General features: G+C 65.0%; 24 protein-coding genes. 19 read left to right on the forward strand and 5 right to left on the reverse strand.

What is annotated here, in order from left to right; translation table 11 throughout:
* A partial coding sequence (locus HG262_RS15675; protein WP_169271886.1) for a bifunctional (p)ppGpp synthetase/guanosine-3',5'-bis(diphosphate) 3'-pyrophosphohydrolase occupies positions 1-1,988 on the forward strand: 1,988 nt, incomplete at its 5' end.
* A 42-nt stretch (positions 1,989-2,030) separates the two neighbouring features.
* Here the strand turns inward: HG262_RS15675 and HG262_RS15680 are convergent.
* Positions 2,031-3,344 (reverse strand): MFS transporter, encoded by a 1,314-nt coding sequence (locus tag HG262_RS15680; RefSeq protein WP_006223807.1) that lies wholly within the window; start codon positions 3,342-3,344, stop codon positions 2,031-2,033.
* 133 nt (positions 3,345-3,477) lie between these two features.
* On the opposite strand from HG262_RS15680, the gene argE reads away from it, so the two are divergent.
* The 5 genes from argE (at position 3,478) to HG262_RS15705 (ending at position 8,544) form a co-directional block, all read left to right on the forward strand.
* Positions 3,478-4,629: an acetylornithine deacetylase gene (argE, locus tag HG262_RS15685; RefSeq protein ID WP_169271887.1), complete on the forward strand. Its 1,152-nt coding sequence runs from the start codon at positions 3,478-3,480 to the stop codon at positions 4,627-4,629.
* 130 nt (positions 4,630-4,759) lie between these two features.
* On the forward strand, positions 4,760-5,959 hold the full coding sequence (trpB, locus tag HG262_RS15690; protein WP_169271888.1) for a tryptophan synthase subunit beta: 1,200 nt from the start codon (positions 4,760-4,762) through the stop codon (positions 5,957-5,959).
* Positions 5,960-5,962: 3 nt separating this feature from the next.
* Positions 5,963-6,826: a tryptophan synthase subunit alpha gene (gene trpA / locus HG262_RS15695; protein ID WP_169271889.1), complete on the forward strand. Its 864-nt coding sequence runs from the start codon at positions 5,963-5,965 to the stop codon at positions 6,824-6,826.
* A 35-nt stretch (positions 6,827-6,861) separates the two neighbouring features.
* Positions 6,862-7,737 (forward strand): acetyl-CoA carboxylase, carboxyltransferase subunit beta, encoded by an 876-nt coding sequence (gene accD / locus HG262_RS15700; protein ID WP_169271890.1) that lies wholly within the window; start codon positions 6,862-6,864, stop codon positions 7,735-7,737.
* Between the two features lie 258 nt (positions 7,738-7,995).
* Positions 7,996-8,544, forward strand: a complete 549-nt coding sequence (locus HG262_RS15705) for an acyloxyacyl hydrolase (protein ID WP_169271891.1) — start codon at positions 7,996-7,998, stop codon at positions 8,542-8,544.
* Between the two features lie 197 nt (positions 8,545-8,741).
* Here the strand turns inward: HG262_RS15705 and HG262_RS15710 are convergent, their stop codons facing one another.
* Positions 8,742-11,852 carry an Rne/Rng family ribonuclease gene (locus HG262_RS15710; protein WP_169271892.1) on the reverse strand — a complete coding sequence of 1,037 codons (3,111 nt, stop codon included), beginning with the start codon at positions 11,850-11,852 and terminating at the stop codon, positions 8,742-8,744.
* A 525-nt stretch (positions 11,853-12,377) separates the two neighbouring features.
* Here HG262_RS15710 and HG262_RS15715 point away from each other — a divergent pair.
* The 4 genes from HG262_RS15715 (at position 12,378) to msrQ (ending at position 15,787) form a co-directional block, all read left to right on the forward strand.
* Positions 12,378-13,340: an RluA family pseudouridine synthase gene (locus tag HG262_RS15715; protein ID WP_211187380.1), complete on the forward strand. Its 963-nt coding sequence runs from the start codon at positions 12,378-12,380 to the stop codon at positions 13,338-13,340.
* A 2-nt stretch (positions 13,341-13,342) separates the two neighbouring features.
* Entirely contained in the window at positions 13,343-14,008 is a 666-nt protein-coding gene (locus tag HG262_RS15720; protein ID WP_169271894.1) for an HAD family hydrolase, read from the forward strand.
* A gap of 156 nt (positions 14,009-14,164) precedes the next feature.
* Positions 14,165-15,127 carry a protein-methionine-sulfoxide reductase catalytic subunit MsrP gene (msrP, locus tag HG262_RS15725; RefSeq protein ID WP_169271895.1) on the forward strand — a complete coding sequence of 321 codons (963 nt, stop codon included), beginning with the start codon at positions 14,165-14,167 and terminating at the stop codon, positions 15,125-15,127.
* A gap of 9 nt (positions 15,128-15,136) precedes the next feature.
* Entirely contained in the window at positions 15,137-15,787 is a 651-nt protein-coding gene (gene msrQ / locus HG262_RS15730) for a protein-methionine-sulfoxide reductase heme-binding subunit MsrQ (protein WP_169271896.1), read from the forward strand.
* Positions 15,788-15,845: 58 nt separating this feature from the next.
* On the opposite strand, the gene HG262_RS15735 is transcribed toward msrQ, so the two are convergent.
* The 3 genes from HG262_RS15735 to HG262_RS15745 are packed head-to-tail and all read right to left on the reverse strand — an operon-like array spanning position 15,846 to position 17,946.
* Positions 15,846-16,631 (reverse strand): N-acetylmuramoyl-L-alanine amidase, encoded by a 786-nt coding sequence (locus tag HG262_RS15735; protein ID WP_169271897.1) that lies wholly within the window; start codon positions 16,629-16,631, stop codon positions 15,846-15,848.
* 5 nt (positions 16,632-16,636) lie between these two features.
* Positions 16,637-17,347, reverse strand: a complete 711-nt coding sequence (locus HG262_RS15740; RefSeq protein ID WP_169271898.1) for an SAM-dependent methyltransferase — start codon at positions 17,345-17,347, stop codon at positions 16,637-16,639.
* Complete coding sequence (locus HG262_RS15745; protein WP_169271899.1) at positions 17,344-17,946, reverse strand: Maf-like protein; 603 nt, start codon at positions 17,944-17,946, stop codon at positions 17,344-17,346. The genes HG262_RS15740 and HG262_RS15745 overlap by 4 nt, the downstream gene beginning before the upstream one ends.
* 210 nt (positions 17,947-18,156) lie before the next feature.
* Between HG262_RS15745 and HG262_RS15750 the strand changes: the two genes are divergently transcribed.
* From HG262_RS15750 to rpoE, 9 genes are all read left to right on the forward strand, one after another.
* Positions 18,157-18,753 carry a DUF177 domain-containing protein gene (locus tag HG262_RS15750; protein WP_169271900.1) on the forward strand — a complete coding sequence of 199 codons (597 nt, stop codon included), beginning with the start codon at positions 18,157-18,159 and terminating at the stop codon, positions 18,751-18,753.
* Between the two features lie 52 nt (positions 18,754-18,805).
* Positions 18,806-18,988, forward strand: a complete 183-nt coding sequence (rpmF, locus tag HG262_RS15755) for a 50S ribosomal protein L32 (RefSeq protein WP_006218037.1) — start codon at positions 18,806-18,808, stop codon at positions 18,986-18,988.
* Between the two features lie 59 nt (positions 18,989-19,047).
* The gene (plsX, locus tag HG262_RS15760) at positions 19,048-20,115 is read left to right on the forward strand and encodes a phosphate acyltransferase PlsX (protein WP_169271901.1); all 1,068 of its coding nucleotides are present in this window, start codon (positions 19,048-19,050) and stop codon (positions 20,113-20,115) included.
* Complete coding sequence (locus HG262_RS15765) at positions 20,115-21,101, forward strand: beta-ketoacyl-ACP synthase III (RefSeq protein ID WP_169271902.1); 987 nt, start codon at positions 20,115-20,117, stop codon at positions 21,099-21,101. Before plsX ends, HG262_RS15765 begins: the two co-directional genes overlap by 1 nt.
* 93 nt (positions 21,102-21,194) lie before the next feature.
* Positions 21,195-22,130 carry an ACP S-malonyltransferase gene (gene fabD / locus HG262_RS15770; protein WP_169271903.1) on the forward strand — a complete coding sequence of 312 codons (936 nt, stop codon included), beginning with the start codon at positions 21,195-21,197 and terminating at the stop codon, positions 22,128-22,130.
* 4 nt (positions 22,131-22,134) lie between these two features.
* Positions 22,135-22,884, forward strand: coding sequence for a 3-oxoacyl-ACP reductase FabG (gene fabG / locus HG262_RS15775; protein ID WP_169271904.1), 750 nt, complete (start codon positions 22,135-22,137; stop codon positions 22,882-22,884).
* Positions 22,885-23,098: 214 nt separating this feature from the next.
* Positions 23,099-23,338, forward strand: coding sequence for an acyl carrier protein (acpP, locus tag HG262_RS15780; protein ID WP_003813816.1), 240 nt, complete (start codon positions 23,099-23,101; stop codon positions 23,336-23,338).
* A 185-nt stretch (positions 23,339-23,523) separates the two neighbouring features.
* Entirely contained in the window at positions 23,524-24,753 is a 1,230-nt protein-coding gene (gene fabF, locus HG262_RS15785) for a beta-ketoacyl-ACP synthase II (protein WP_169271905.1), read from the forward strand.
* Positions 24,754-25,245: 492 nt separating this feature from the next.
* A complete protein-coding gene (gene rpoE, locus HG262_RS15790; protein WP_006218045.1) occupies positions 25,246-25,845 on the forward strand; it encodes an RNA polymerase sigma factor RpoE in 600 nt (199 codons plus the stop codon).
* Positions 25,846-25,848 lie beyond the last annotated feature (3 nt).

Raw genomic sequence — 25,848 nt, forward strand, 5'->3', positions numbered from 1 at the left:
CCTTTGGCGCCGAGGTCGCGCGGCTGGTCCAGGGCACCCGCGCACTGTTGCGCCTGGGCGTCGTGGCCCGGCAGGCCAGCGACGCCGAAGCGGAAAGCGGTTCGCAAAAGGAAATGCAGCGCAAGATGCTGTTGGCCATGGCGGCCGATTTGCGCATCGTGCTGATGCGGCTGGCCTCCCGGCTGCGCACCCTGCGTTGGCACGCCGAGAGCAAGGCCCCGTGCTCTATCGCCTTCGCGCGCGAAACGCTGGACCTGTACGCGCCGTTGGCGAACCGCCTGGGCATTTGGCAGATCAAATGGGAAATGGAAGACCTGGCCTTCCGCTTCCTGGAACCCGACCGATATAAACAGATCGCCCGCCTGCTGGAAGAAAAGCGCGTCGAGCGCGAAGCCTTCATCGCCGGCGCCATCGACCGCCTGCAGACCGCCTTGTCAAAATCCGGGATCGAGGCCGAGGTCAGCGGCCGGCCCAAGCACATCTACAGCATCTGGAACAAGATGCGGGTCAAGCGCCTGGACTTCACCCAGATGTACGACTTGCGCGCCTTGCGCATCATCGTCGACGACGTGCGCGCCTGTTATACGGCGTTGGGCCTGGTGCACGAAATGTGGACGCCGCTGTCCGACGAGTTCGACGACTACATCTCGCGGCCCAAGCCCAACGGCTACCGTTCGCTGCATACGGTCGTGGCCGACGACGACGGCCGGCCGTTCGAAGTACAGATCCGCACGCGCGAGATGCACCAGTTCGCCGAGTACGGCATGGCCGCGCACTGGCGCTACAAGGAAGCCGGCGCCAAAGGCGGCCAGGTAGCGGCCTCCAGCGAATATGACCGCCAATTGGCCTGGATGCGCCAGTTGCTGGCCTGGAACAGCGATGTCGAAGGCGGTGGCGAGCCGGGCGCGGACGCCGCCACGCCGGAAGCCGGCAAACCTGGCCCGGCCAAGTCGGGGCCGGGCAAGAGCCGCAATGCGGTCACGGCGCCCGCGCATACGGACGAACGCATCTACGTGCTGACGCCGCAGGCGCGGGTGATCGAACTGCCGGCTGGCGCCACGCCGGTGGATTTTGCGTATCACTTGCACACCGACCTGGGCCACCGCTGCCGCGGCGCGCGCGTCGATGGGCAGATGGTGCCGCTGCAGACGCGGCTGTCCACGGGGCAGACCGTCGAGATCATTTCCGCCAAGTCCGGCGGCCCGTCGCGCGACTGGCTCAACCCCCAATTGGGGTTCCTGGCCAGCCCGAGGGCGCGCGCCAAGGTGCGCATGTGGTTCAACGCCATCGAACTGCAGCAGCGCATCACCCAAGGGCAGGCACTGGTCGAAAAGGAATTGCAGCGGCTGGGCAAGACGGCGGTCAACCTGGAGCAACTGGCGCAGAACCTGGGCTTCGCCCGTGCGGACGACCTGTATGTGGCGGCCGCCAAGGAAGAGTTCAGCCTGCGCCAGATCGATAGCGTGTTCCAGCAACCCGGGCCGGCCGTTGAACCGCAACCGGCCGCGCTGCGCCACGCCAGCGCAGGCAGCGCCGAGAAAAGCGGCAAAAGCGGCGTGCTGGTGGTGGGGGTGGGGTCGCTGTTGACGCAGTTGGCCCGCTGCTGCCGTCCGGCGCCGCCGGACGCCATCGCGGGCTTCGTCACGCGAGGGCGCGGTGTGTCCATCCACCGCAGCGATTGCCACAGCTACCTGGCGCTGGCCGCCCGCGAGCCCGAACGCGTGATCGAAGTGGCCTGGGGCGAGACCTCCGACACGTTCTATCCGGTAGACATCAGCGTGCGCGCGCACGACCGGCCGGGCCTGTTGCGCGACCTGTCCGAAGTCTTCGCGCGGTTGCGGCTGAACGTGGTGGGCGTGAATACGCAGAGCAAGCAGTCGCTGGCCCATATGGTGTTCACGGTGGAAGTGCGCGGGGGCGAATCGCTCGCCCGCGCGCTGGACGCCTTGGCTGAAGTGGCCGGCGTGTCCTCGGCGACACGCCGTTAGGACGCAGCCCCCAGGGCCGGGCGGCCGTGGGGGGATCTGGCTTCAGTGGTCCAGGTTCTCGTGCGCGCGCTCACGCATGAAGAACGATGCGACCAGGCCCAGCGCCACGCCGAACATCACGTAGTAGGCAGGCGCCATCGGCGAACCGGTGGTCTTGATCAGCCACGTCACGATGAACTGCGCGAAGCCGCCGAAGATCATCACGGCCACGTTATAGGCCAGGGACAAGCCCACGGAGCGCACGCGCGCCGGGAACAGTTCCGCCATTACCGTGCTGAACACGCCGAAGAAGGCCGATACGAAGAAGCACACGACGATCTGCACCGTCAGGAGGCGGCCGATCGACGGCGCGTCCGACAGCCAGTAGTACAGCGGGTACAGCACGATCAGGTAGCCGATCAGCGAACCGATCACCAGCGGGCGGCGGCCGATGCGGTCCGACCAGGCGCCCATGAACGGGGTCATCAGCACCATCAGCGCCGCGCCGGCCATCTGCACCATGAAGGTGTCCTTCATCGGCAGCTTGAGGATTTGCGTGGAGTACGTCACCAGGTACGTGAAGGTGATGTAGATGGATACCGTGGCGGTCACGACCAGGCCCACGCCGATCATGGTTTCGCGCGTGTGGGTCTTGACCATCTGAACCAGGCTCAGGCGCTGCACTTCACCGCGCGCGGCAGCCTGGCGGTCTTCTTCCTGCATCTTCTTGAAGACTTCGGTTTCGTCGATGTTCTTGCGGATATAGATCGCGATGGGAACAATCACCAGGCCGAATGCGAACGGAATGCGCCATGCCCAGGCGGCGATCTGCTCTTGCGTGAAGAACTCGGTGATCAGCGTGCCGCACGCCGCGCCGATCAGCAGCGCCAGCATCTGGCCGGCCATCTGCCACGACCCGTAGAAGCCGCGCTTGCCGTTGGGGGCCATTTCGATCAGCAGCGCCGTCGACGTGCCGAATTCGCCGCCTGCCGAGAACCCTTGCAACAGGCGCGCGATCAGGATGAAGATCGGGGCCAGGATGCCGGCGGCATGGTAGGTCGGGGCGACCGTGATCAGCGCGATGGACACGGCCATCAGCGAGGTCACCATCACCATCGCGGCTTTACGGCCCTTCTTGTCGCCGTACATGCCCAGGATGATGCCGCCGACCGGACGCATGAAAAAGCCGACGCCGAAGATCGCCGTCGTCATCAGGATGGCGTTCAGTTCGCTGCCGGGCAGGTTGGGGTCAGTCGGGAAGAACAGTTTGGCGATGATCGGCGTCATGAACGCGAACACCAGGAAGTCATACCATTCGAGGGCGTTGCCTATCACTGCGGCCACGATGTTGCGTGTGGGGACTGCTTTGTGCTGCACGGTTTCTCCTTGGGGGTATTTTTGAATCCGGGCGCCATTCTAGGCGCTTAACCCGTGAACGGCGGTGGCCGCCGTCCAAGACGCGGGCGCTTCCTGGCTTTACACTTGGCGTTTTCCCCACAAGAGAAGTGACATGAACGCGCGCACCTGGCTGGAAACGCTGGTGGGTTTCGATACCACCAGCCGCAATTCCAATCTTGCCCTGATCGAAACCGTCCGCGATTGGCTCCGCGGCCAGGGCATCGATGCGTGGCTGGCGCACAACCCCGAGCGCACCAAGGCCAACCTCTTCGCCACGCTGCCGGCGCAAGACGGCAGCCAGCAGGGCGGCATCGTCCTGTCGGGCCACACCGACGTGGTGCCCGTGGATGGCCAGGACTGGAGCACGGACCCGTTCAAGCTCGTCGAGAAAGACGGGCTGCTCTATGGGCGAGGCAGTTGCGACATGAAGGGGTTCATCGCCGGATCGCTGGCGCTAGTGCCGGAATTCCTGGCCATGCCCCGCAAGAAGCCGATCCACCTGGCGTTTTCCTATGACGAGGAGGTCGGCTGCGCGGGCGCCCCGTACATGCTGGCCGACCTGCTTGAGCGCGGCATCCGCCCCGAGGGCTGCGTGGTGGGCGAACCCACCGGTATGCAGGTGGTCGTGGCCCACAAGGGCATCAATCTGTTTCGCTGCAAGGTGCACGGCAAGGCGGCGCATTCGTCCTTGACCCCGCGCGGCTGCAACGCCATCGAATACGCTGCCCGCCTGATCTGCCGCATCCGCGATCTGGCCGACAGCTTCAAGGCCAACGGCCCGTACGACCAGTTCTACGACGTGCCGTTCTCGACGATGACCACCAACCAGATCCGGGGCGGCATCGCGGTCAACACCATTCCCGAGTTGTGCGAATTCACCTACGAATTCCGCAACCTGCCGGGCATGCAGCCCGATGAGATCCAGGCAGAAGTCGAAAAATACGTGCGCGATGAGCTCTTGCCGCGCATGAAGGCCGAGTTCGACGGTGCCAGCATCGAAATTGAAACTGGCGCGGCTGCCCCCGCCCTCGAAGCCTCGGAAGAAGCCGCCATCACCCAGCTGGTGCGCGCGCTGACCGAAGACCGCACCACTCGCAAGGTGGCCTATGGCACCGAGGCCGGCCTGTTCCAGGGCATCGGCATCCCTACCGTTGTCTGCGGCCCCGGCCATATCGAACAGGCCCATAAGCCCGATGAATATGTGGCCCTGGACCAGTTGGCCTCGTGCGAGACCTTCCTGCGCCGCCTGGGCCAATCGCTCTAGGCGCCGTGCGGGCGCGGCCGGGGGGCAGGGGACTTCCCGCCCCGGCCGGGCCCGGGTCAGGTAAAATGACGGGTTGCAAACCGGATTTGCGGCCGGCAGTGGCCTGCCGCGATACCGGGGGAGATGCTTGGTGAAACCTTACGACTTTCCGGATGCCAAGGGCCATTTCGGCCCTTATGGCGGTGTTTTCGTGGCAGAAACGCTGATGCACGCGCTCGACGAGCTGCGTGCCGCCTATGACCATTACCGTGTCGACCCCGCCTTCCTGGAAGAGTTCAACTACGAACTCAAGCATTTCGTCGGCCGGCCCAGCCCGGTCTACCATGCCCGCCGCTGGTCGGAACTGCTGGGCGGCGCCCAGATCTGGTTCAAGCGCGAAGATCTGAATCACACCGGCGCGCACAAGGTCAACAACTGCATCGGTCAGGCCCTGCTGGCCAAGCGTATGGGCAAGCCCCGCGTCATCGCCGAAACCGGCGCCGGCCAGCACGGTGTGGCCACCGCCACGGTGGCGGCCCGCTACGGCATGGAATGCGTGGTCTACATGGGCAGCGAAGACATCCGCCGCCAGGCGTCGAACGTCTACCGCATGAAGCTGCTGGGCGCCACGGTAGTGCCGGTCACGTCGGGTTCGCGCACCCTGAAAGACGCGCTGAACGAAGCCATGCGCGACTGGGTCACCAACATCGAAAATACCTTCTACATCATCGGCACGGTAGCGGGTCCCGATCCCTATCCCCGCATGGTCCGCGATTTCCAGACCGTCATCGGTAACGAATGCCTGACGCAGATGCCCGAAGCCATCGGCCGCCAGCCCGACTACGTCGTGGCGGCGGTGGGCGGCGGCTCCAACGCCATGGGCATCTTCCATCCCTACATCCCCTACGAAAACGTTCGCCTCATCGGCGTCGAAGCGGCGGGCGAGGGCATGGACAGCGGCAAACACGCCGCATCGCTGGCCGCCGGCCAGGTGGGCGTGTTGCACGGCAACCGCACCTACGTCATGCAGGACGCCGATGGGCAGGTCCAGGAGACGCATTCCGTCTCCGCCGGCCTGGATTACCCCGGCGTCGGCCCCGAACATGCCTGGCTGAAAGACACCGGCCGCGCGGAATACGCGGGGATTACCGACGAAGAGGCCCTGAAGGCGTTCCACGACTGCTGCCGCATCGAAGGCATCATGCCCGCGCTGGAGTCCTCGCACGCCATCGCGCAAGCCGCGAAGATGGCCGCCACGCTCCCGCGCGACGCTGTCATCCTGGTCAACTTGTCGGGCCGTGGCGACAAAGACATGCATACCGTCGCCGAACGTGCCGGTATCGAGCTCTAAAACATGACAACTCGCACTGATCGCATCGCCGCCGCCTTTGCGCGCACCGCCGAATCCGGCCGTGCCGCGGCGCTGATCCCCTATATCGCGGCAGGCGACCCTTCGCCCGCCGCCACGGTTCCCCTGATGCACGCACTGGTCGAGGCCGGTGCCGACGTGATCGAGCTCGGCGTGCCGTTCTCGGATCCCATGGCCGACGGCCCGGTGATCCAGCGCGCGGCCGACCGCGCCATCGCGCAGGGCGTGGGCCTGGCCCGCGTGCTGGAACTGGTGGCTGAATTCCGTCAGCGCGACACGTCTACCCCCGTGGTGCTGATGGGTTACGCCAACCCGATCGAGCGCATGGGCCAGACCGCATTCGCCGTCAATGCCGAAAAGGCCGGCGTGGACGGCGTGCTGGTGGTGGACTATCCGCCTGAAGAAGTCATCGAGTTCGCTGCCACCCTGGGCGAGCACGGCATAGCCCCCATTTTCCTGTTGGCTCCCACCTCCACCGAGGCCCGGATCCAGGCCGTGGCGGAAGTCGCGCGCGGCTACGTATATTACGTATCGCTCAAGGGCGTCACGGGCGCGGGCTCACTGAACACCGACGACGTCGCCGAGCGCGTGGCCGTTATCCGCCGCCATGTGCGCGACATTCCGGTGGGCGTTGGATTCGGCATCCGCGATGCCGAAAGCGCCCAGCGCGTGGCCCGCGTTGCCGATGCGGTCGTCATCGGCAGCAAACTGATTGAAACGATGGAGCAGGCGGTGGCTGACGCCCCGGCTGCCCAGAAAACCGACGCCGCAGTCACCGCCGCCAGCGGCTGGCTGCGCACCATCCGGCAAGCGCTGGATCAAGTAAAACGAGAAAACGCGTCGGCCTGAGCGGCGGGCGCGACCTCACACGGGATGAAACATCAATGAGCTGGATCGAAAAACTCCTGCCTCCTCGCATCAATAAAACCAGCGACAGCGGCGCCCGCCGCGTTCCCGAAGGCCTTTGGGTGAAATGCCCGTCGTGCGAATCGGTGCTGTACAGCGAAGACTTGGCGGCCAATCTGCACGTGTGCCCGAAGTGCGACCACCACATGCGCATCGGCGCGCGGGCCCGCATCGATTCGCTGCTGGACATGGAAGGTCGGGTCGAAATCGGCCAGACCACGCGTTCCGTGGACACGCTGAAGTTCAAGGACACTCGCAAGTACCCCGAGCGCCTGCAAGAGGCCGTCAAGCAAACCGGTGAAACCGATGCGCTAGTGGTCATGAGCGGTTCGATCCGCGGCGTGCCGGCGACGCTCGCGTGCTTTGAATTCGAGTTCATGGGCGGATCGATGGGGTCGGTGGTGGGCGAGCGCTTTGCACGCGGCGCCCAGGCGGCCCTGGACAACAGGACGCCCTTCATATGTGTGGCGGCCTCTGGCGGCGCGCGCATGCAGGAAAGCCTGCTGTCGTTGATGCAGATGGCCAAGACCAACGCCATGCTCACCCGCCTGTCGGCGGCGGGCCTGCCTTTCATCAGCGTGCTCACCGACCCCACCATGGGTGGCGTGTCGGCCAGCTTCGCCTTCATGGGCGATGTGGTCATCGCCGAACCCAAGGCGCTGATCGGCTTTGCCGGTCCGCGCGTGATCGAACAGACCGTTCGCGAGAAGCTTCCCGAAGGCTTCCAGCGCGCCGAGTTCCTGTTGCAGAAGGGCGCTATCGACATGGTCATCGACCGTCGTCAGCTGCGCGAGGAAATCGCCCGTCTGCTGGCGTTGCTGACCAACCAGCCGGCGGACGTGGTGACCGCCTGATTTCAGGGCGGGCGCGCTTGGGCGCGCCGCACGGATCCTCAAAAAAAGCCGTCGTGGGCCTTGGGCCTGGGACGGCTTTTTCATGGGTTTGTCAGCGGGATTCGTATCGCGCCGGACCGGGGTTTGTATCGAGTGTGAGTGTGTTTTTCGGAACAGTGTTTTCCACTGCTAATTGTTGCCATATTGCGACAATCATCAAGCCATCCGGCCCGGATTTTGCTATGTTGCCGGTTAGACCAGAAATCCACGGAGTTACCTATGCTGTCGACCAAGAAGAAAATGCTTACGTGCCTTGTCGGTGTGGCGCTTGCCGGCGCAGCGACCTTTGCTAGTGCGCAATCGTCCGAGGGCACGCAAGGCGGCATCAGCATGCATTACGGTATTGGCGACCACTATCAGCGCATCACGCTGAACTACGAAACCCCGTCTGTCTGGACGTACCAGTTTGGCGGCAATTGGGGCCGCCTGGACCTGACGCCTGAACTTGGCGCGTCCTATTGGTGGGCGGACGGTTCGCGGTCGCCGGGCCATGTCTGGCAATTGAATGCCATCCCGATGTTCCGCTGGTGGACGGGCGAGCGCTTCTACCTCGAGGCCGGCATCGGCGCGACAGTGTTCTCCAGCACGCGCTTCGCCAACGAGAACATCAGCACGGCGTTCCAGTTCGGCGACCATGTCGGCATGGGCTTCCTGCTGACCCCGAACAACCGGATCGGCGTGCGCTATTCGCACTTCTCCAACGCCAGCATCAAGCGCCCGAATCCTGGCCTGGACGTGGTCCAGCTGACGTACACGTACCAGTTCTGACCACAAGCGGTCCGCAAGCTCAAAGCCCTCGATCTCGAGGGCTTTTTTGTGGGGGGGCGCTGGCCCGGAGTGGGCTGCATCGATATCGACGCTGTCCAGGAAACCCGAGCGTATCAATGTAAAAACCCCCGAAGGTTGGATCTCGTCCAACTTTCGGGGGTTCACTTTGCCCGGGGGCTTTTTGTCGCGCTAGCGGCTTAGGAGTGCGTTTCGACTTGAACCAGCGGTTCGTTCGAGACGGCGGCAACCGGCTTGCGCTCGCGGCCCAGGCGGGTCGGCGTATGCGCGGCGGCGATGCGCAACTGGGTCTGGGCGTGGCGGTCCGGATCGGTTTCCACCCACTTCAGGCCCGCGGCATTGACCACGTCGTGCAAGGCTTGCGCCTTGGCCGTGGGCGCCGTTGCCGGCACCACGATCGGCTGTTGCGCGACCACCGGAGCGGCGGGGGTGGCGGTTTCGACCACGGGCGCCGTCACGACGGGCTCCACGACAGCGGCTTCTACGGGCTCGGCCACCGGGGCGGCGGGCGCGGACACCTGGCTGGCCGGTTCCACTGCGACGGGTTGCGTCACTTGCGGGGGGGCTGCCTGCACGGGCTGAGCCACGACGGGTTCGCCGGTTTGCGCCGGTTCAGCCTGCGGGGCTTCGACCTGTTGGGCTTCGGCCGGCTGAGCGTCAGCCGATTGGGCAACCGGTTGGGTCGCTTCTTCGGCCGGGGCTTGCGCGGCTTGGGTCGGCGCGGCTTCGATCACCTGTGCTTCCGTTACCTTGGTCTCGACGGCTTGCGTCGGGGCCGGGGCAGCTTCAGCGGCGGTGGCCGGGACAGCTTCAGCGACTTGGGCAGGGGCGACCGGCGCCGAGGGAGCGGCTTGTGTCGCTACGCCTTCGGCTTGTTCGCCGGCGTCGTCGTCCGAACCGTCTTCCAGTTGCTCGTCGCTACCGGCCAGGCCGGCTTCGTCCGGGCTGCGGCGGCCACGGCGGCTGCGGCGGCGGCGGCGCTTGCGTTCCGGATCGGCTGCGCCTTCGGCGCCTTCCGCGGTCGGGATGCCATCGGCGGCCTGCTCGGCGGCGTCGGCGGCATCCAGCGAGGCTTCAGCGGCCGGCTTGGTGTCGGGCAGGGCCGTTGCCACGGTTTGCGCCAGTGCGGCCACCATGCTTTCCTGTTCGCTCATCGGCGCGTCGGATTGCCCCTCTTCGCGGCGGTTGCGGCCACGGCCGCGACGGCGGTTGCGGCCAGCGCCGGTGTCGTCGCCATTGGCCAGGTCGGCTTGATCGGGACGGTTCGAGGCCAGGGCCGACTGTGCGACTTGCTCGCCACGCGGCTCGTTGCGGTTGTTGCGATCGCCACGTTCCTGGCGCTCGCCGCGTTCGCCTTCAGGGCGGCGGTTGCCACGGACGTGATGACGACCGCCTTCGCTGCCTTCAGCACCTTCGCCACGCGATTCGCCGCGGCGGTTGCGGTTGCGGTCCGAGCCATGGCGTTCGCCACGGCGTTCCTGGCCGTCATGGCCGCTGCGGCCCTTGCCGCCACGTCCGGACGCCGCGCGCTTGGCGCTGTCTTCCTGGGCGGCGGGGGCGGGCTTGGCGGTGTCGGCATTGCCGGTCAGCCAGCCGACCAGGCGCTTGAACAGGCCGCCCAGGCCACCTGCGGCGGCGGGCGCGGCCGGTGCGGCGACCGGCGCTGCGGGCGTCGAAACGGGCGCGGGCTGCGAGGGCGTGATGCCCTTGACCAGCGCTTCCGGACGGGCCTTGATTTCGCTTTCGCGCGGCTGCCAGGGAGCGTTCGTGGCCGGCGCTTCAACCAGTTCGAAGCTGGTCTTCAGCTCTTCCAGGCGCGGATCGTCGTGGCGCAGGCGCTCGATGTGGTGGTGCGGCGTTTCCAGATGCTTGTTCGGGATCAGCATCAGGTTGACCTTCAGGCGGGCTTCCATCTTGGTGATGTCGGCGCGCTTTTCGTTCAGAAGGTAGGTGGCGACATCCACCGGCACCTGGGCGTGGACCGCCGCGGTGTTTTCCTTCATCGCTTCTTCTTGCAGCAGGCGCAGGACGTGCAGGGCGCTGGATTCGGCGTCGCGGATCACGCCGGTGCCGTTGCAGCGCGGGCAGGTGATGTGCGAGCCTTCGTTCAGGGCCGGACGCAGGCGCTGGCGCGACAGTTCCATCAGGCCGAAGCGCGAGATCTTGCCCATTTGCACGCGGGCGCGGTCGAAATGGAGAGCGTCACGCAGGCGCTGTTCGACGGCGCGCTGGTTCTTGCTGTCTTCCATGTCGATGAAGTCGATGACGATCAGGCCGCCCAAGTCGCGCAAGCGCAACTGGCGGGCCACTTCGTCGGCCGCTTCGGAGTTCGTGCGCAGCGCGGTTTCCTCGATGTCGGCGCCGCGCGTGGAGCGGGCCGAGTTCACGTCGACGGAAACCAGCGCCTCGGTGTGGTCGATCACGATGGCGCCGCCCGAGGGCAGCGTCACGGTGCGCGAATACGCCGTTTCGATCTGATGTTCGATCTGGAAGCGCGAGAACAGCGGGATGTCGTCGCGGTAGCGCTTGACGCGCTGGACGTTGTCCGGCATCACCACGCTCATGAAGGCGGTGGCCTGGTCGGCGATCTCGTCGGTATCGATCAGGATCTCGCCGATTTCGGGCGAGAAGTAATCGCGGATGGCCCGGATGACCAGGCTGGATTCCAGGTAGATCAGGATGGGGGCGGAGTTGTCGCGGGCAGCGCCGTCGATGGCGGTCCACAGTTGCAACAGGTAGGACAAGTCCCACTGGAGCTCTTCGACGTTGCGGCCGATGCCGGCCGTGCGCGCGATGATGCTCATGCCCTGGGGCAGCTCAAGCTGCTCCATCGTGTCGCGCAGTTCCTGACGGTCTTCGCCCTCGACGCGGCGCGAAACGCCACCGCCACGGGGGTTGTTGGGCATCAGGACCAGGTAGCGGCCCGCCAGCGAGATGAACGTGGTCAGGGCAGCGCCCTTGTTGCCGCGCTCTTCCTTTTCGACCTGAACGATCAGTTCCTGGCCTTCGCGCAACGCGTCCTGGATGCGGGCGCTACGGACATCTACACCTTCCTTGAAGAAGCTGCGGGCAACTTCCTTGAAAGGCAGAAAGCCGTGGCGGTCTTCACCGTAGTTGACGAAGCAAGCTTCCAGGCCGGGTTCGATCCGGGTAATGACACCTTTGTAGATGTTGCCTTTGCGTTGTTCGCGGCCGGCAGTCTCGATGTCGAGGTCGATGAGTTTTTGCCCATCAACGATTGCGACGCGTAATTCTTCCTGATGCGTCGCATTGAACAGCATGCGCTTCATGAGAGGGTTTCTCCGTTGTCATGACGCGCCGATATCGGCGCGTGACCTCGGGTCACTCGGGCTGCGGCTGAAGCGGGCAAGAAATGCGGACCGTACCTGGGCGGCGCCCAGGCGTATCCGCCGCGGGTCAGGCGGGCACGTCGTGCCGTGGGGCACGGGGTTCTGTCAGCAGGAGGGTCAGCTTCACTGAATGTGGTTTGACGGAAAAATTGCTGTGAACGGCAGTTGCGGTCGGATTGGTTGCCTACACGCAGCTGGTGCTTTAAATATGCGACGATTCTTGCAGTGCTTCAGAGCCGCTTGCGGCATGCAACGGACCTGCTGGGACAGCGGGCAAAGTGAATGCCACACCACTATCCGGCAGGGCGCGGTTGCGCCGGCGACCAAGAGACCCAGGGGTTGAATGAGCAGGCAGTACAATGGCGGCCCGCGCGCTCGACGGAGTTGCGTATTTAAATTGCATCTCTACGCCAGGCGGCTAGTTCAGCCCCTTAAGGCTGTCCCGATTATATGTCGCTTTCCGCAATGCGCAAAGAAACTTCCTCCCCCATATCCCCCTCTAAAGCCCCCCCCGCCGTCCGAATGGTGGAGGTCGATGCCGAGCATGCCGGCCAGCGTCTGGATAACTACCTGATGCGCCTGTGCAAGGGTGTCCCCAAAACGCATATCTACAAAGCCATCCGTGGCGGCGAAGTGCGCGTAAATAAGGGACGCATTTCGGTCGACTACCGCATCGTCGAAGGCGATATCGTGCGCATTCCGCCCCTGCGGCTGCCGGATCCGGGCAAACCCCGGCCGGTGCCGGGGGCCGAATTCCCGATCGTGTTTGAAGACGACGCGTTGCTGGTCGTGGACAAGCCCGCCGGCGTGGCGGTGCACGGCGGCAGCGGCGTGTCGTTCGGCGTCATCGAACAGCTACGCGCCGCGCGCCCCGAGGCCAAGTTCCTGGAGCTGGTACACCGGCTGGACCGCGAGACCTCCGGCCTGCTCATGGTTGCCAAAAAACGTAGCGCGCTGCTGGCCCTGCACGCCATGCTGCGGGAAGGCAAGGGCGACAAGCACTATCTGGCCCTGGTGGAGGGCGATTGGGTGAACGACCGCCAGCACATCAAGCTGGGCCTGTCCAAATGGACCACGCAGTCCGGCGAGCGCCGGGTCAAGGTGGACCCGGACGGGCAGACGGCGCACACGATCATCACGCTCAAGCAGCGCTTCGGCGGTTACAGCCTGGTCGATGCCGAACTGCGCACGGGGCGCACCCATCAGATCCGGGTGCACTTGGCCGCCAGCGGCTTTCCCATCGTGGGCGACGACAAATACGGCCATGACGACGTTCGGGCCGAATTCGCCCGGAAAGGCTTCGGCCGGATGTTCCTGCACGCGCACCAGCTGACCCTGGCGCATCCGACCACGGGCGAGCCCATGACCCTTACCGCCGAGCTGCCTCCTGCGTGTCGGCAACTACTGAAACAATTGGAGTCGGTCTGATTATGTCGTCGTATTCGCTGGTCGTTTTTGACTGGGATGGGACCTTGATGGATTCCACGCACAGCATCGTGGCCGCCATCCAGGGCGCTTGCCGCGATCTGGAGCTGGCGGTGCCGTCGGCATCCGAAGCCAGCTGGGTGATCGGTCTGTCGCTGGAAAGCGCCTTGCGCCGCGCCGTGCCGGAACTGACGCAGGCGATGATGCCGCGCTTTCTGGAACGCTACCGCACCCATTACCTGCTGCGTGACCCTGAATTGCGCCTTTTCGACGGCATCCCCGAATTGCTGGCCGAACTGGCGGGGCAGAATGTGCGCCTGGCGGTCGCGACGGGCAAGAGCCGGGTCGGCCTGACCCGCGCGCTGGCCGCGACCGGCCTGGGCCCGTTGTTCGACGCCACCCGCACCGCTGACGAAACCTTCAGCAAGCCGCATCCGGCGATGCTGCAGGAGCTGATGCAGGAATTGGACGTCGATGCCGGGCGGGTCGTGATGATCGGCGACACCTCGCACGACCTCCAGATGGCGGCGAATGCTGGTGTCCACGGGCTGGGCGTGACGTATGGCGCACATACCCTGAAGGAACTAGAGGGTTGCGCTCCGCAAGCGGTGCTGGACAGCGTGCCCCGGGTGCGCGAGTGGCTGCTGCCGCGCATCTCCGCAAACGCCTGATCCACTGGCTGGGCGGGAACGTCCGGCGTTGCGGCGGGTCAATCTGGAAGTTCCCAGCCGCGGCGGCGCCGCCGCGGAATATCATGGGATCGCGCAACGTCTATGGCTTGCGCAGGGCGCGCCCGTCACGGGCGGGACGCCACACCGGAGACCACGATGCTGATACGCAAGCCCGCCGATATTCTTCCGTCTGAAATCACCGACGAGACCGTTTGGCGCTCGCGGCGCGAACTCATGTTGCGCGCCGGGCTGGCCGCCGCCGCCGTCGGCTTGCCGGGTTGGGCGGCGCGCAGCGCCTTCGCCCAGGATGCCGGCGTCCTGACGGGCAAACCGAATGCGTCATTGAGCGTCATGGACAAGCAGACGTCGCTGTCCGATGTCACCTCCTACAACAATTACTACGAATTCGGCGTGGACAAGGGCGATCCCGCCGCCAACGCCGGCAAGTTGCAGACGCGTCCGTGGACGGTCAGCATCGAAGGCGAGGTTGCAAAGCCGCGTACTTTCACCATCGAGGAATTGCTCAAGCTGGCGCCGATGGAAGAGCGCGTCTACCGCTTGCGCTGCGTCGAGGGCTGGTCCATGGTGATTCCGTGGGTGGGCTATTCGGTATCCGAACTGTTGAAACAGGTCGAGCCCACCGGCAACGCGAAATATGTGGAGTTCGTGACGGCGGTGCAGCGCGAGAACATGCCGGGCGTGCGCGCCGCCATTCTCGAATGGCCCTATGTGGAGGGCTTGCGGATCGACGAGGCCATGAATCCGCTGGCAATGCTGGTGTTCGGCGTGTATGGCAAGGTCCTGCCCAACCAGAACGGCGCGCCGTTGCGCTTGGCGGTGCCGTGGAAGTACGGGTTCAAGTCCGCCAAGTCGCTAGTCAAGATCCGGTTGGTGGAAAAGCTGCCGGTGTCGTCCTGGATCAAGGCGGCGCCGCAGGAATACGGCTTCTACGCCAACGTGAACCCCAATGTCCCGCATCCCCGCTGGAGTCAGGCGACCGAGCGCCGCATCGGCGAGGACGGCCTGTTCAGTCCCAAGCGCAAGACCTTGATGTTCAACGGATATGGCGAGCAGGTGGCGTCGCTCTACCAAGGCATGGACCTGAAAGCGAACTACTGAGGCGCACTCATGCCTGAAGGCACTTCGCCGCCCACCGCGGCCGCTTCTCTGCGCAAGGCCCCGCTGTCCGCCCGTGCAGTGGGGCGCATCAAGCCCGTCCTGTTCCTGCTGGGCCTGACGCCGTTCCTGCGCTGGATCTGGCTGGGCTTCACCGGCGGCTTGACCGCCAATCCGGTCGAATTCCTGACGCGCTCGTCCGGCACCTGGACGTTGGTCTGCCTGCTGGTCACGTTGGCGATCACGCCGTTGCGCCGGATGACCGGGCAACCCGCGCTGGTTCGCGTCCGCCGGATGTGCGGGCTGTTCGCGTTCTTCTACGGGGCCATGCATTTCATGGCCTGGGTCTGGTGGGACCGTGGGTTGGATCCGGCCGGGATGCTGCAGGACATCGGCGAACGCCCCTTCATCACGGTGGGGTTCGCCGCGTTCGTGTTGATGACGGCGCTGGCGGCCACGTCAACGCAATGGGCCATGCGCCGGCTGGGCAAGCGCTGGCAACCGTTGCACCGCGCCGTCTACGCGATCGGCCTGCTGGCGGTGCTGCACTACTGGTGGCACAAGGCGGGCAAGAACGACCTGGCGCAGCCGCTCCTCTACGCTTCGGTGCTGGCCCTGCTGCTGGGTTGGCGGATCGTGGCGTGGTGGCGGCGCCGGGCCTGACGCCTGTGGCGGCATGTCCGGGCCAAGGCCTGGTCAAGGCGGCGTGCCCAGGGCTTGCCTAAGGCATCGCCAGCATGATCGCGGCGGTCTCCGCATCCGCCTGGCCGTCGTGCAGAGCGGGGCGGTAGTGCATCTGGAAGGCCGCCAGCGTGTTGATCGTCGCGCGGTCCAGGGCGCCGTCCTGCGGGCAGGCATAGCCCAACCGCAGCAACTGTTTCTGGAACCAGGCGACGTCCGGCACGCCTTCGGCTTGCAGGCGCGCCAAATGCGCGGCGGCGCCCGCTTCGTCGTACCAGCGGCCGATGCCCGCCGCGGCCAGCGCCTTCCAGGGGAACAGCGGGCCGGGATCCACTTTGCGCTGCGGGGCGATGTCGCTGTGGCCGACCACGTTTTCGGGCGCGATGCCGTGGCGCTGGATGATGTCCCGCAGCAGGATCGTCAGCGCGCGCACCTGGCGGTCGTCGTAGGCGTGCCAGGGCGGCTTGCCGTCCGGGCCTTCCGTCCAGCCGGGGTTGACGACCTCGACCCCGATGGACGTGCTGTTCATCGCGACGTTGCCATACCAGGAGCTAGCGCCGGCGTGCCATGCGGCACGGGTTTCATCGACCAGGCGGTAGGCGCGCCCGTCGTCGTTGATCAGGTAGTGCGCGCTGACCTTGCCCTTGGACAGCAGCTTCATCGAGGTGGCGTCGTCAACCGTCGTGTAGTGCAGGACGACGCTGCGGACGCGGCTGGCCTGGCTGACGGCAGTGATGGAGGTGTCCAGGTCCAGTCCGGCGGGGCCGCGCGTGGCGCAGCCGGCCAGGACTGCCGTGGCCAGCAGTGTGGTGATCAAGCGGAGCATACGGATCAGCGGGCCAGGTACAGGAATAGCGTCGGCAGCTTGTCCAGCTGGGGCGCGGGCAACTTTTTCCAGTCGGCCACGGTGTGCGTCGCGATCCATTCCTCGGCCGTCGTGACCGAGCGGGCCACGCATAGCCGGGTGTCGCTCTTCAGGCTGGTCAGCAGGGTGGCGAACATGGCGGCGTTGCGATACGGCGTTTCGATCAGCAGTTGGGTCTGGTCATGCTTGGCCGAATGCTGTTCCCAGGCCCGCAGCTGCTTGGCGCGCTCGGCCGGATCCACTGGCGCGTAGCCGTGAAAGGCGAAGCGCTGCCCATCCAGGCCGCTGGCCATCAGGCCCAGCAGGATGGATGAGGGGCCCACCCACGGCTTGACGGTCAGCCCCAGGCGGTGTGCCGCATCCACGACCTTGGCGCCCGGATCCGCCACGGCGGGGCAGCCGGCCTCGGAAACCAGACCGATTTCCGCGCCCTTTTTAATGGGGTCCAGCCACGCCTTGATCTGGCCGTCGTTGACCTTGTCGGTCAGCGTGTGGATAGTGATTTCCTGCAGCGGCCGGATGGTGCCGATCAGCTTTAAGAAGGCGCGCGCCGTCTTGGCGTTCTCGGCGATATAGGTGTCCAGCCGTCCGGCCAGCGCGCGCACGTCGGCGGGCAGCCAGCGCTCGGGCGGGGCCTCGCCCAGGCCGACGGGGATCAGGTGCAGCGCGCCGCTCACGCGGGGGCTCCCGGCGCGTCCAGCGGATCCAGCCCGAACCGCGTCAGCATGCGCGTCAGTTCGATCAGGGGCAGGCCGATGATGGCCGTCGGGTCGTCGCTCTGGATGCTTTCCATCAAGGCAATGCCCAGGCTTTCCGCCTTGGCGCTGCCTGCGGTATCGTAGGGTTCCTCGGCGCGCAGGTAGGCTTCGATGGCGGGGTCCGACAGTTGGCGGAAACGGCATCGCGTGATGATGTCGGCTTTTTCCACCCGTTGGCCATCCGTCACCGCCAATGCGCTGTGGAATTCCACGATTTGCCCCGACAGGGCGCGTAATTGGGCCTGCGCGCGCAGGAAATCCCCCGGCTTGCCGATGGGCTGCCCGTCGACAGTGGCCACTTGGTCCGATCCAATGACGAGGCTGCCGGGGTGCTTGTCCGCCACGGCCATGGCCTTGGCGACAGACAGGCGCAGAGCCAGCGCCGCCGGCGTTTCACCCGGGTGTGGCGTTTCGTCTACATCGGGGGAAATGACCGTAAAGGGCAGGCGCAGGCGCGACAGCAGTTCTTTGCGGTAACGCGAGCTGGACGCGAGGATCAGGCTAGGCTTGGAAGGCATGCGATATTTGACGTTAAGGCGTAAGTCGCAGTATTATCTAACGTTTTGCGGGATTTTTGCAGTGCTTGTGGCTGGGTGCTTGTGTCTGGGTGCATGTGTCTGGTGCTTGTCGAAAGATCAGGTCCGGGGCAGTGCCAAGCCAATGCCAACCCAATGCCAAGCCAATTTGGCAAAGCGTGAGCAATCGCAAAGACCCGTGAATGCAAAGGATTGATCATTAAGCGCATCGATGCATTCGCATTTGCCCATAGCGGCAAGGAAGCGCATGGCACCATACCTCTTGTGCGGTTTTCGCGCGCGGTTGAAGGGTTACCCGAACAACCGCTGGGCGACGCCGGGCTTGTGACGTGGTCTGTGCGCGGTGAGGTGGGCAAGTCTGGTCTGTTGCTTGGCCGGCCCCTCTTGCACGTTCACGTGCAGGCGAACCCGGTGCTGGTGTGCCAGCGGTGCAATGCGCCGTTCGTGTATCCGGTCGATAGCGAAGTCCTCTTGCAGCTGGTCAAGTCCGAAGCCGATCTCGATGATGGCAATACCAACGGCGATTATTCCGATGGTCATGCCGGCGAGGACGATGAAGACGAAGAAGGAAATGGTTTTGTGTCCAACCAGCCTGAAAAGGTGGTCGGTTCGCATCATTTCGATCTGCTGGCCCAGATCGAAGATGAGCTCATTCTGAGCGTTCCGTATGTGCCCAAGCATGAAGTATGCCCGGGCGCGCAGGCCAAAGTCAGCGAAGTTCTTGAAGAGCCCGCTGTCAAGCGTCCGTCGCCGTTTGCGGTGCTGGAACAACTGAAGCACAAAGATTGAGATCAACATCGGGCCGCATCGCGTACAATGCGCCCCGTTTCTAGGAGTCATCATGGCCGTTCAACAAAACAAGAAGTCCCCCTCCAAGCGCGGTATGCACCGTTCGCACGATTTTCTGGTTGCCCCGTCGACCGCCATCGAGCCGAACACCGGCGAAACGCACCTGCGTCACCACATCAGCCCCAACGGCTTTTACCGTGGCCGCAAGGTCCTGAAGACCAAGGCCGACGAATAAGGCCCCCGGGCCGAACTCGTACTCGGACCAATTCGGCTGCGCGCTGATACCTGGCACCCGTGATACGCATCGCCATAGACTGTATGGGCGGAGACTTCGGTCTGCCCGTCACGATTCCGGCTGCGATCGAGTTCGCCCGGCAATTTCCGGATACCCGGCTATTGCTGGTCGGGCTTCCCGACGCTATCGAAGCGGCGCTCTCAGAGCACCGCGGCGTGGCGCGCGATCGCATGGAAATCGTGGCGGCATCCGAGGTCGTCACCATGGACGACCCGGTCGAGGTCGCCTTGCGCCGCAAAAAAGACTCCTCCATGCGCCTGGCCGCCCAGTCCGTCAAGGACGGGCGCGCTGACGCCTGCGTTTCCGCCGGCAACACGGGCGCATGGATGGCCATTTCACGCTACGTGCTCAAGACGCTGGACGGTATCGACCGCCCCGCGATCGCCACTTCCATTCCGAACCAGACGGGCCGCGCCACCACGGTGCTGGACCTGGGTGCGAACGTGGATTGCTCGGCCGAGCACCTACTGCAATTCGCCATCATGGGCGCCGCGCTGTCGCAGGCGGTGGACCATCGTGAGAACCCCTCCGTGGGCTTGCTCAACATCGGCGAAGAAGTCATCAAGGGCAACGAAGTCGTCAAGGAAGCTGCAGAGCTTCTGCGCGGCAGCCCGTTGAATTTCTACGGCAACGTGGAAGGCAATGACATCTTCAAGGGTACGGTCGACGTCGTCGTGTGCGACGGTTTCGTCGGCAACGTCGTGCTCAAGTCCGTCGAGGGGCTGGCGAAGATGCTGTCCAGCATCATTCGCGAAGAGTTCAAACGCAACATCATCACCCTGTTGGCCGGCGCGATCGCCCAGCCGGTGCTCAACCGTCTGCGCAACCGCGTCGACAACCGTCGCTATAACGGCGCCGCGTTGCTGGGCTTGCGCGGCGTGGTCATCAAGAGCCATGGTTCCGCAGATGTCTACGCCTACGGTTTTGCGTTGCAACGAGCTCGCGAAGCCGTAGTGAGTAAACTGCTGGAGCGCACCGCTCAGACGGTCGCGCAGATTACCAAGCGCGTTCAATCGGGCGAGGGCGCCGCAACGCCCTCGCGGAACGTCGCTGGGGACACCGCTTGATGGATACCGCAATGAAATATTCCGCAATCGCGGGCACCGGCAGCTTCTTGCCGGAACGCGTGGTTTCGAATGACGAATTGGCAGCGGAGCTGGCGACGCGCGATATCGCCACGTCCGACGAGTGGATCGTTGAGCGCACGGGCATCCGTCAGCGCCATCTCGCCGAACGCGGCGTCACGACCAGCCAGCTTGCCACCGAGGCTTCGCGCCGCGCGCTGGCCGATGCCGGCGTCGACGCATCCGAGGTTGATTTGATCATCGTGGCCACGTCCACGCCCGATTTCGTGTTTCCGAGCACGGCATGCCTGGTGCAGGCCAACCTCGGCGCCAAGGGATCGGCGGCGTTCGACGTGCAGGCCGTGTGCAGCGGCTTCGTCTACGCCGTGACCACCGCCGACAGCTTCATCCGCGCGGGCCGTGCCCGTTGCGCGCTGGTGATCGGCGCGGAAGTGTTTTCGCGCATCCTGGACTGGAATGACCGCAGCACGTGCGTGCTGTTTGGCGACGGCGCCGGCGCCGTGGTGCTGAAGGCGTCCGACGAGCCGGGCATCCTGGCCGCGCAGTTGCATGCCGATGGCAGCCAGATGAAGATCCTTAGCGCCGCAGGCAACGTGGCCTATGGCGACGTGACGGGCGATCCGTTCCTGCGCATGGACGGCCAGGCCGTGTTCAAGCAGGCCGTGACTGTGCTGGACCGCTCGGCGCGCGACACCTGCGCGGAAGCCGGCATCGAACTCGCCGACGTCGATTGGCTGATCCCGCATCAGGCGAACGTCCGCATCCTGAATTTCCTGGCGCGCAAGCTTGCCGTGCCGGTCGAAAAAGTCGTCATCACCGTTGATAGCCACGCCAACACTTCTGCGGCCAGCGTGCCGCTGGCACTGGATGCCGCGCGCCGCGATGGCCGCGTCAAGCCGGGTCAGCTCATTCTGATGCAAGGCGTGGGCGGCGGATTCACCTGGGGCTCGGTACTCGCCCGCATGTAAGGGTGTGCCCCGGCCAGGGCGGCGCATGCGTCGTCGCCCGCGGGGCGTGCCTGACATCCCACACAGACACTGAATCAATCCAACCGGTCAACCATGAAAATCGCATTTGTCTTCCCTGGCCAAGGTTCGCAAGCTGTCGGCATGCTGGATGCCTGGTCGGGCGTGGCCGCCGTCACGGACACCGTGGCGCAGGCTTCGCAAGCCCTGGGGCAGGATCTGGGCGCGCTGATCGCCCAAGGCCCGGTGGAGCAGCTCAACCTGACCACCAACACTCAACCGGCGATGCTGACTGCAGGCGTGGCGTTCTACGCCGCCTGGCGCGCCGCCGGCGGCCGCAAGCCCGACGTCGTGGCCGGTCATAGCCTGGGCGAATACGCCGCGCTGACCGCCGCCGGTTCGCTCGCTTTGGAAGATGCCGTGCGCCTGGTGCGCGTGCGCGCCGACGCGATGCAGGCCGCCGTGCCGGTCGGTACGGGCGCCATGGCCGCCATCCTGGGCCTGGACGACGATGCCGTGCGCGCCGCCTGCGCGCAGGCTGCTCAAGGCGAAATCGTCGAAGCCGTGAATTTCAATGCGCCCGCTCAGGTCGTGATCGCGGGGCACAAAGCCGCCGTCGAGCGCGCCTGCGAACTGGCCAAGGCTGCGGGCGCCAAGCGTGCGCTGCTGCTGCCGGTGTCCGCCCCGTTCCACTCCAGCCTGCTCAAACCCGCCGCCGACGTGCTGGCCAGCGCATTGGCTGGCGTCACGGTCTCGGCGCCGCAGATCCCGGTCATCAACAACGTTGATGTCGCCTCGCCCGTGGAACCCGGGGCAATCCGGGATGCGCTGGTGCGTCAGGCATGGCATCCTGTGCGCTGGGTCGAAACCCTGCGCGCGATGAAGGCGCAAGGCGTCACCCACATCATCGAGTGCGGCCCCGGCAAGGTGCTGGCGGGCCTGACCAAGCGCATCGACCCCGAACTTACCGGCATGGCCATTACCGATCCCGCTTCGCTTGAAGCCGCGTTGGCCGCCGTTAACGGAAATTAAAGACATGGACTCTTCGATCGAACTGCAGGGCAAGATCGCCCTGGTGACCGGCGCCACGCGCGGCATCGGCCGCGCCATCGCCCAGGAGCTGGCTGCACGCGGCGCGACCGTCGTGGGCACCGCGACATCCGAATCGGGCGCGGCCGCCATCACCGAAGCCCTGGCGCCGTCCGGCGGCCGCGGCGTGGTGCTGAACGTGACCGACGCCGAAGCGTGCGACGCGTTGATCGACGCGCTGGGCAAGGAAGGCGGCGGTCCGCACATCCTCGTCAATAACGCCGGCATCACCCGCGATACGCTGGCGATGCGCATGAAGGACGACGACTGGTCCGCGGTCCTGGACACGAACCTGACGTCCGTGTTCCGCCTGTCGCGCGCCGTGTTGCGCAACATGATGAAGGCCCGTTGGGGACGCATCATCAACGTCACGTCCGTCGTGGGGTCCAGCGGCAACGCCGGCCAGGCCAATTACGCCGCCGCCAAGGCGGGCGTGTCGGGCATGTCGCGCGCCCTGGCTCGCGAGTTGGGCAGCCGCAACATCACCGTGAACTGTGTCGCGCCCGGTTTCATCGATACCGACATGACGCGTGCGCTGGCTGAAAGCCAGACCACGGCGCTGTTGCAGCAGATTCCGCTGGGCCGTTTGGGCTCACCCGAAGACATCGCCCATGCGGTGGCCTTTTTGTCCGGGCCGCAAGCGGGTTACATTACCGGCACCACCCTGCACGTAAACGGCGGGATGTACATGCAATAAATCACGAATTGCGCGTGGGTGGCCAAGGCCGCCACGCCGCCGCCGGGCAACCGGCGAGGCCGCGCGCAGTTCATCCGGAAACGCCGCATACCGGTATTCCTGTGCCCTTCCGGGCGACAGAACAAGTGCGCGGTGTTATTTTTGTCACGGCCAGGCGTTGCTTTCCTCTACGCTTGGCTATAATTCGCGGGATTTTTCCCAATTGGAGATCTGCATGGAAAGCATCGAACAGCGCGTCAAGAAGATCGTCGCTGAACAACTTGGCGTGAACGAAGCCGAGATCAAGAACGAATCCTCCTTCCTTGACGACCTCGGTGCCGATTCGCTCGACATGGTCGAACTGGTCATGGCGCTCGAAGACGAATTCGAGACCGAGATCCCCGACGAAGAGGCCGAAAAGATCACGACCGTGCAACAAGCGATTGACTACATCAATTCGCACGGTAAGCAGTAAGCTCAGCCTATATCCTTCCGGTTGCCCGACTTTCGGGGCCAACCGGGAAACGGGGCGGTTTCAGGAATTTGCCGTGTGGTCCGCATGCGGGAAGGGCATAGTCATGCCCGACCCGCTTTCGCGTGGGCCACACGTGCAGCGCATCCCGAAAGCCGCCTTTCTTTTGTCTGTTTGAGGAGTCATCCGTGAAGCGACGTGTCGTCATCACCGGCCTTGGTATCGTTTCTCCTGTAGGAAACGACCTGACCACCGCTTGGGACAATATCGTCAACGGACGTTCTGGCATCAGCCGCATCACCCGTTTCGATCCCTCGGCCATCACTACGCACATTGCTGGCGAAGTCAAAGACTTCGACATCAGCACCTATGTCTCGTCCAAGGAAGCCCGCCAGATGGATACGTTTATCCATTACGGCCTGGCTGCCGGGATGCAGGCATGGCGCGATTGCGGCCTGGAAGTCACCGAAGCCAATGCCGAGCGCATCGGCGTGATCGTGGGCTCCGGTATCGGCGGTTTGCCGCGCATCGAAGAAACCCAGGTCGAGTACCTGGCCAAGGGTCCGCGACGGATCTCCCCGTTCTTCGTGCCGGGTTCGCTGATCAACCTGATCTCCGGTCATTTGTCCATTGCCTATGGCATGAAGGGTCCGAGCTATGCCGTCGTCTCGGCCTGCACCACCGGGCTGCATTGCATCGGCGACGCAGCGCGCCTGATCGAGTACGGCGATGCGGACGTCATGGTGGCGGGCGGCGCCGAATCGACCGTGTCCCCGCTGGGCATCGGCGGTTTCGCCGCGATGCGCGCCCTGTCGACCCGCAACGATGACCCTCAGACGGCCTCGCGCCCCTGGGACCGCGACCGCGACGGCTTCGTGCTGGGCGAGGGCGCCGGTGTTCTCGTGCTGGAAGAATACGAGCATGCCAAGAAGCGCGGCGCGCGCATCTATGGCGAGCTCGCGGGCTACGGCATGAGCTCGGACGCGCACCACATCACGGCCCCCGACAAGGACGGCCCGCGCCGCGGCGTGCTCAACGCGCTGCGCAACGGCGGCCTGAACGCGGATGACATCCAGTATGTCAATGCCCACGGCACGTCCACGCCGCTTGGCGACAAGAACGAAACCGATGCGCTGAAGCTGGCGTTCGGCGATCACGCCAAGAAGCTGGTGGTCAACTCGACCAAATCCATGACCGGGCACTTGCTCGGCGCGGCAGGCGGCATCGAGGCCGTGTTCACCACGCTGGCCGTGTACAACCAGGTATCGCCTCCCACGATCAACATCTTCAATCAAGATCCGGAATGCGATCTGGATTACTGCGCGAACGAAGCGCGGCAGATGAAGATCGAGGTCGGCCTGTCCAACTCGTTCGGCTTCGGCGGCACCAACGGCTCCATGGCCGTTCGCCGGGTCTGATTTGGCAGGCTCGGACGCAGGGCGCTGGTCGTTTCAGGTGCCTGCCGGGCAGCCGCCTGGCGTCCGTGCGCTTGGCGGCCTGGCGATCGCCGTGGCTGCGGCCTGTGCGCTGACGGCGGCTTCCTGGAGCGGCCTGGCATGGGCAGCGAGCGCGGTGATCGCGCTGCTGCTTGTGCTGGCCGGGCTGTTACACTCGGCACGGAGCAGCCTGTCCCCGGTATCGGCATTACGCACGGCGACCGGGGCTGGGCGCTGGCAGGTCTGCCTGCCGCAAGGCTGGCAAGACGCGGTGCTGCTGAATCAGCAGCGCGGCCCGCGCTGGCTCACGCTCACTTTGCAGCCCTTGCCCACCGGGAGTACGGCCTTTACAAATAGCATAATCACCCTCACCGTCTGGCAGCGGACGTTGCGACCGGAGTCCTGGCGGCGCCTTTGCCTGCTGACGGGCACGGCGCGGCGCGCACAGCCGGCGGCACGCCCGCAGGAGGCGTCATGAGCGAGCGCGAAGTCGACGCCGAGCTTGTCGCGCGCGTTCAACGGGGCGACAAGAAGGCCTTTGATCTGCTGGTGCTGAAGTACCAGCGCAAGATCCTGCGCCTGCTGGCCCGGATGATCCGCGATCCCTCTGAAATCGAGGACGTGGCCCAGGAAGCCTTCATCAAGGCCTATCGGGCCTTGCCCCAGTTCCGGGGTGACAGCGCGTTCTATACCTGGTTGTATCGTATCGCCATCAATACGGCGCGCAATTGGCTGGCCTCGCAGGGCCGGCGGCCCAGCGCGCCAAATGCGATAGAAACGGAAGACGGTGAAACTTTTAACGAAACCGACAACCTAACCGATATAAGCACGCCGGAGTCCATGGTTGCCAGCCGCGAAATCGCCGAGACGGTGAACGCGGCCATCGAGGAATTGCCCGAAGAGTTGCGCACCGCAATTGTCCTGCGTGAAATCGAAGGTATGAGTTACGAAGACATCGCCCAGAGCATGGATTGCCCGATCGGTACGGTGCGCTCCCGCATTTTTCGTGCGCGCGAGGCCATCGCGACCAAATTGCGTCCATTGCTTGGCACCGATGCCGAGCGTCGCTGGTAAGGA

Source organism: Achromobacter sp. Bel, assembly GCF_012928505.1.
In the GTDB taxonomy this organism is placed as follows: Bacteria; Pseudomonadota; Gammaproteobacteria; order Burkholderiales; family Burkholderiaceae_B; genus Achromobacter.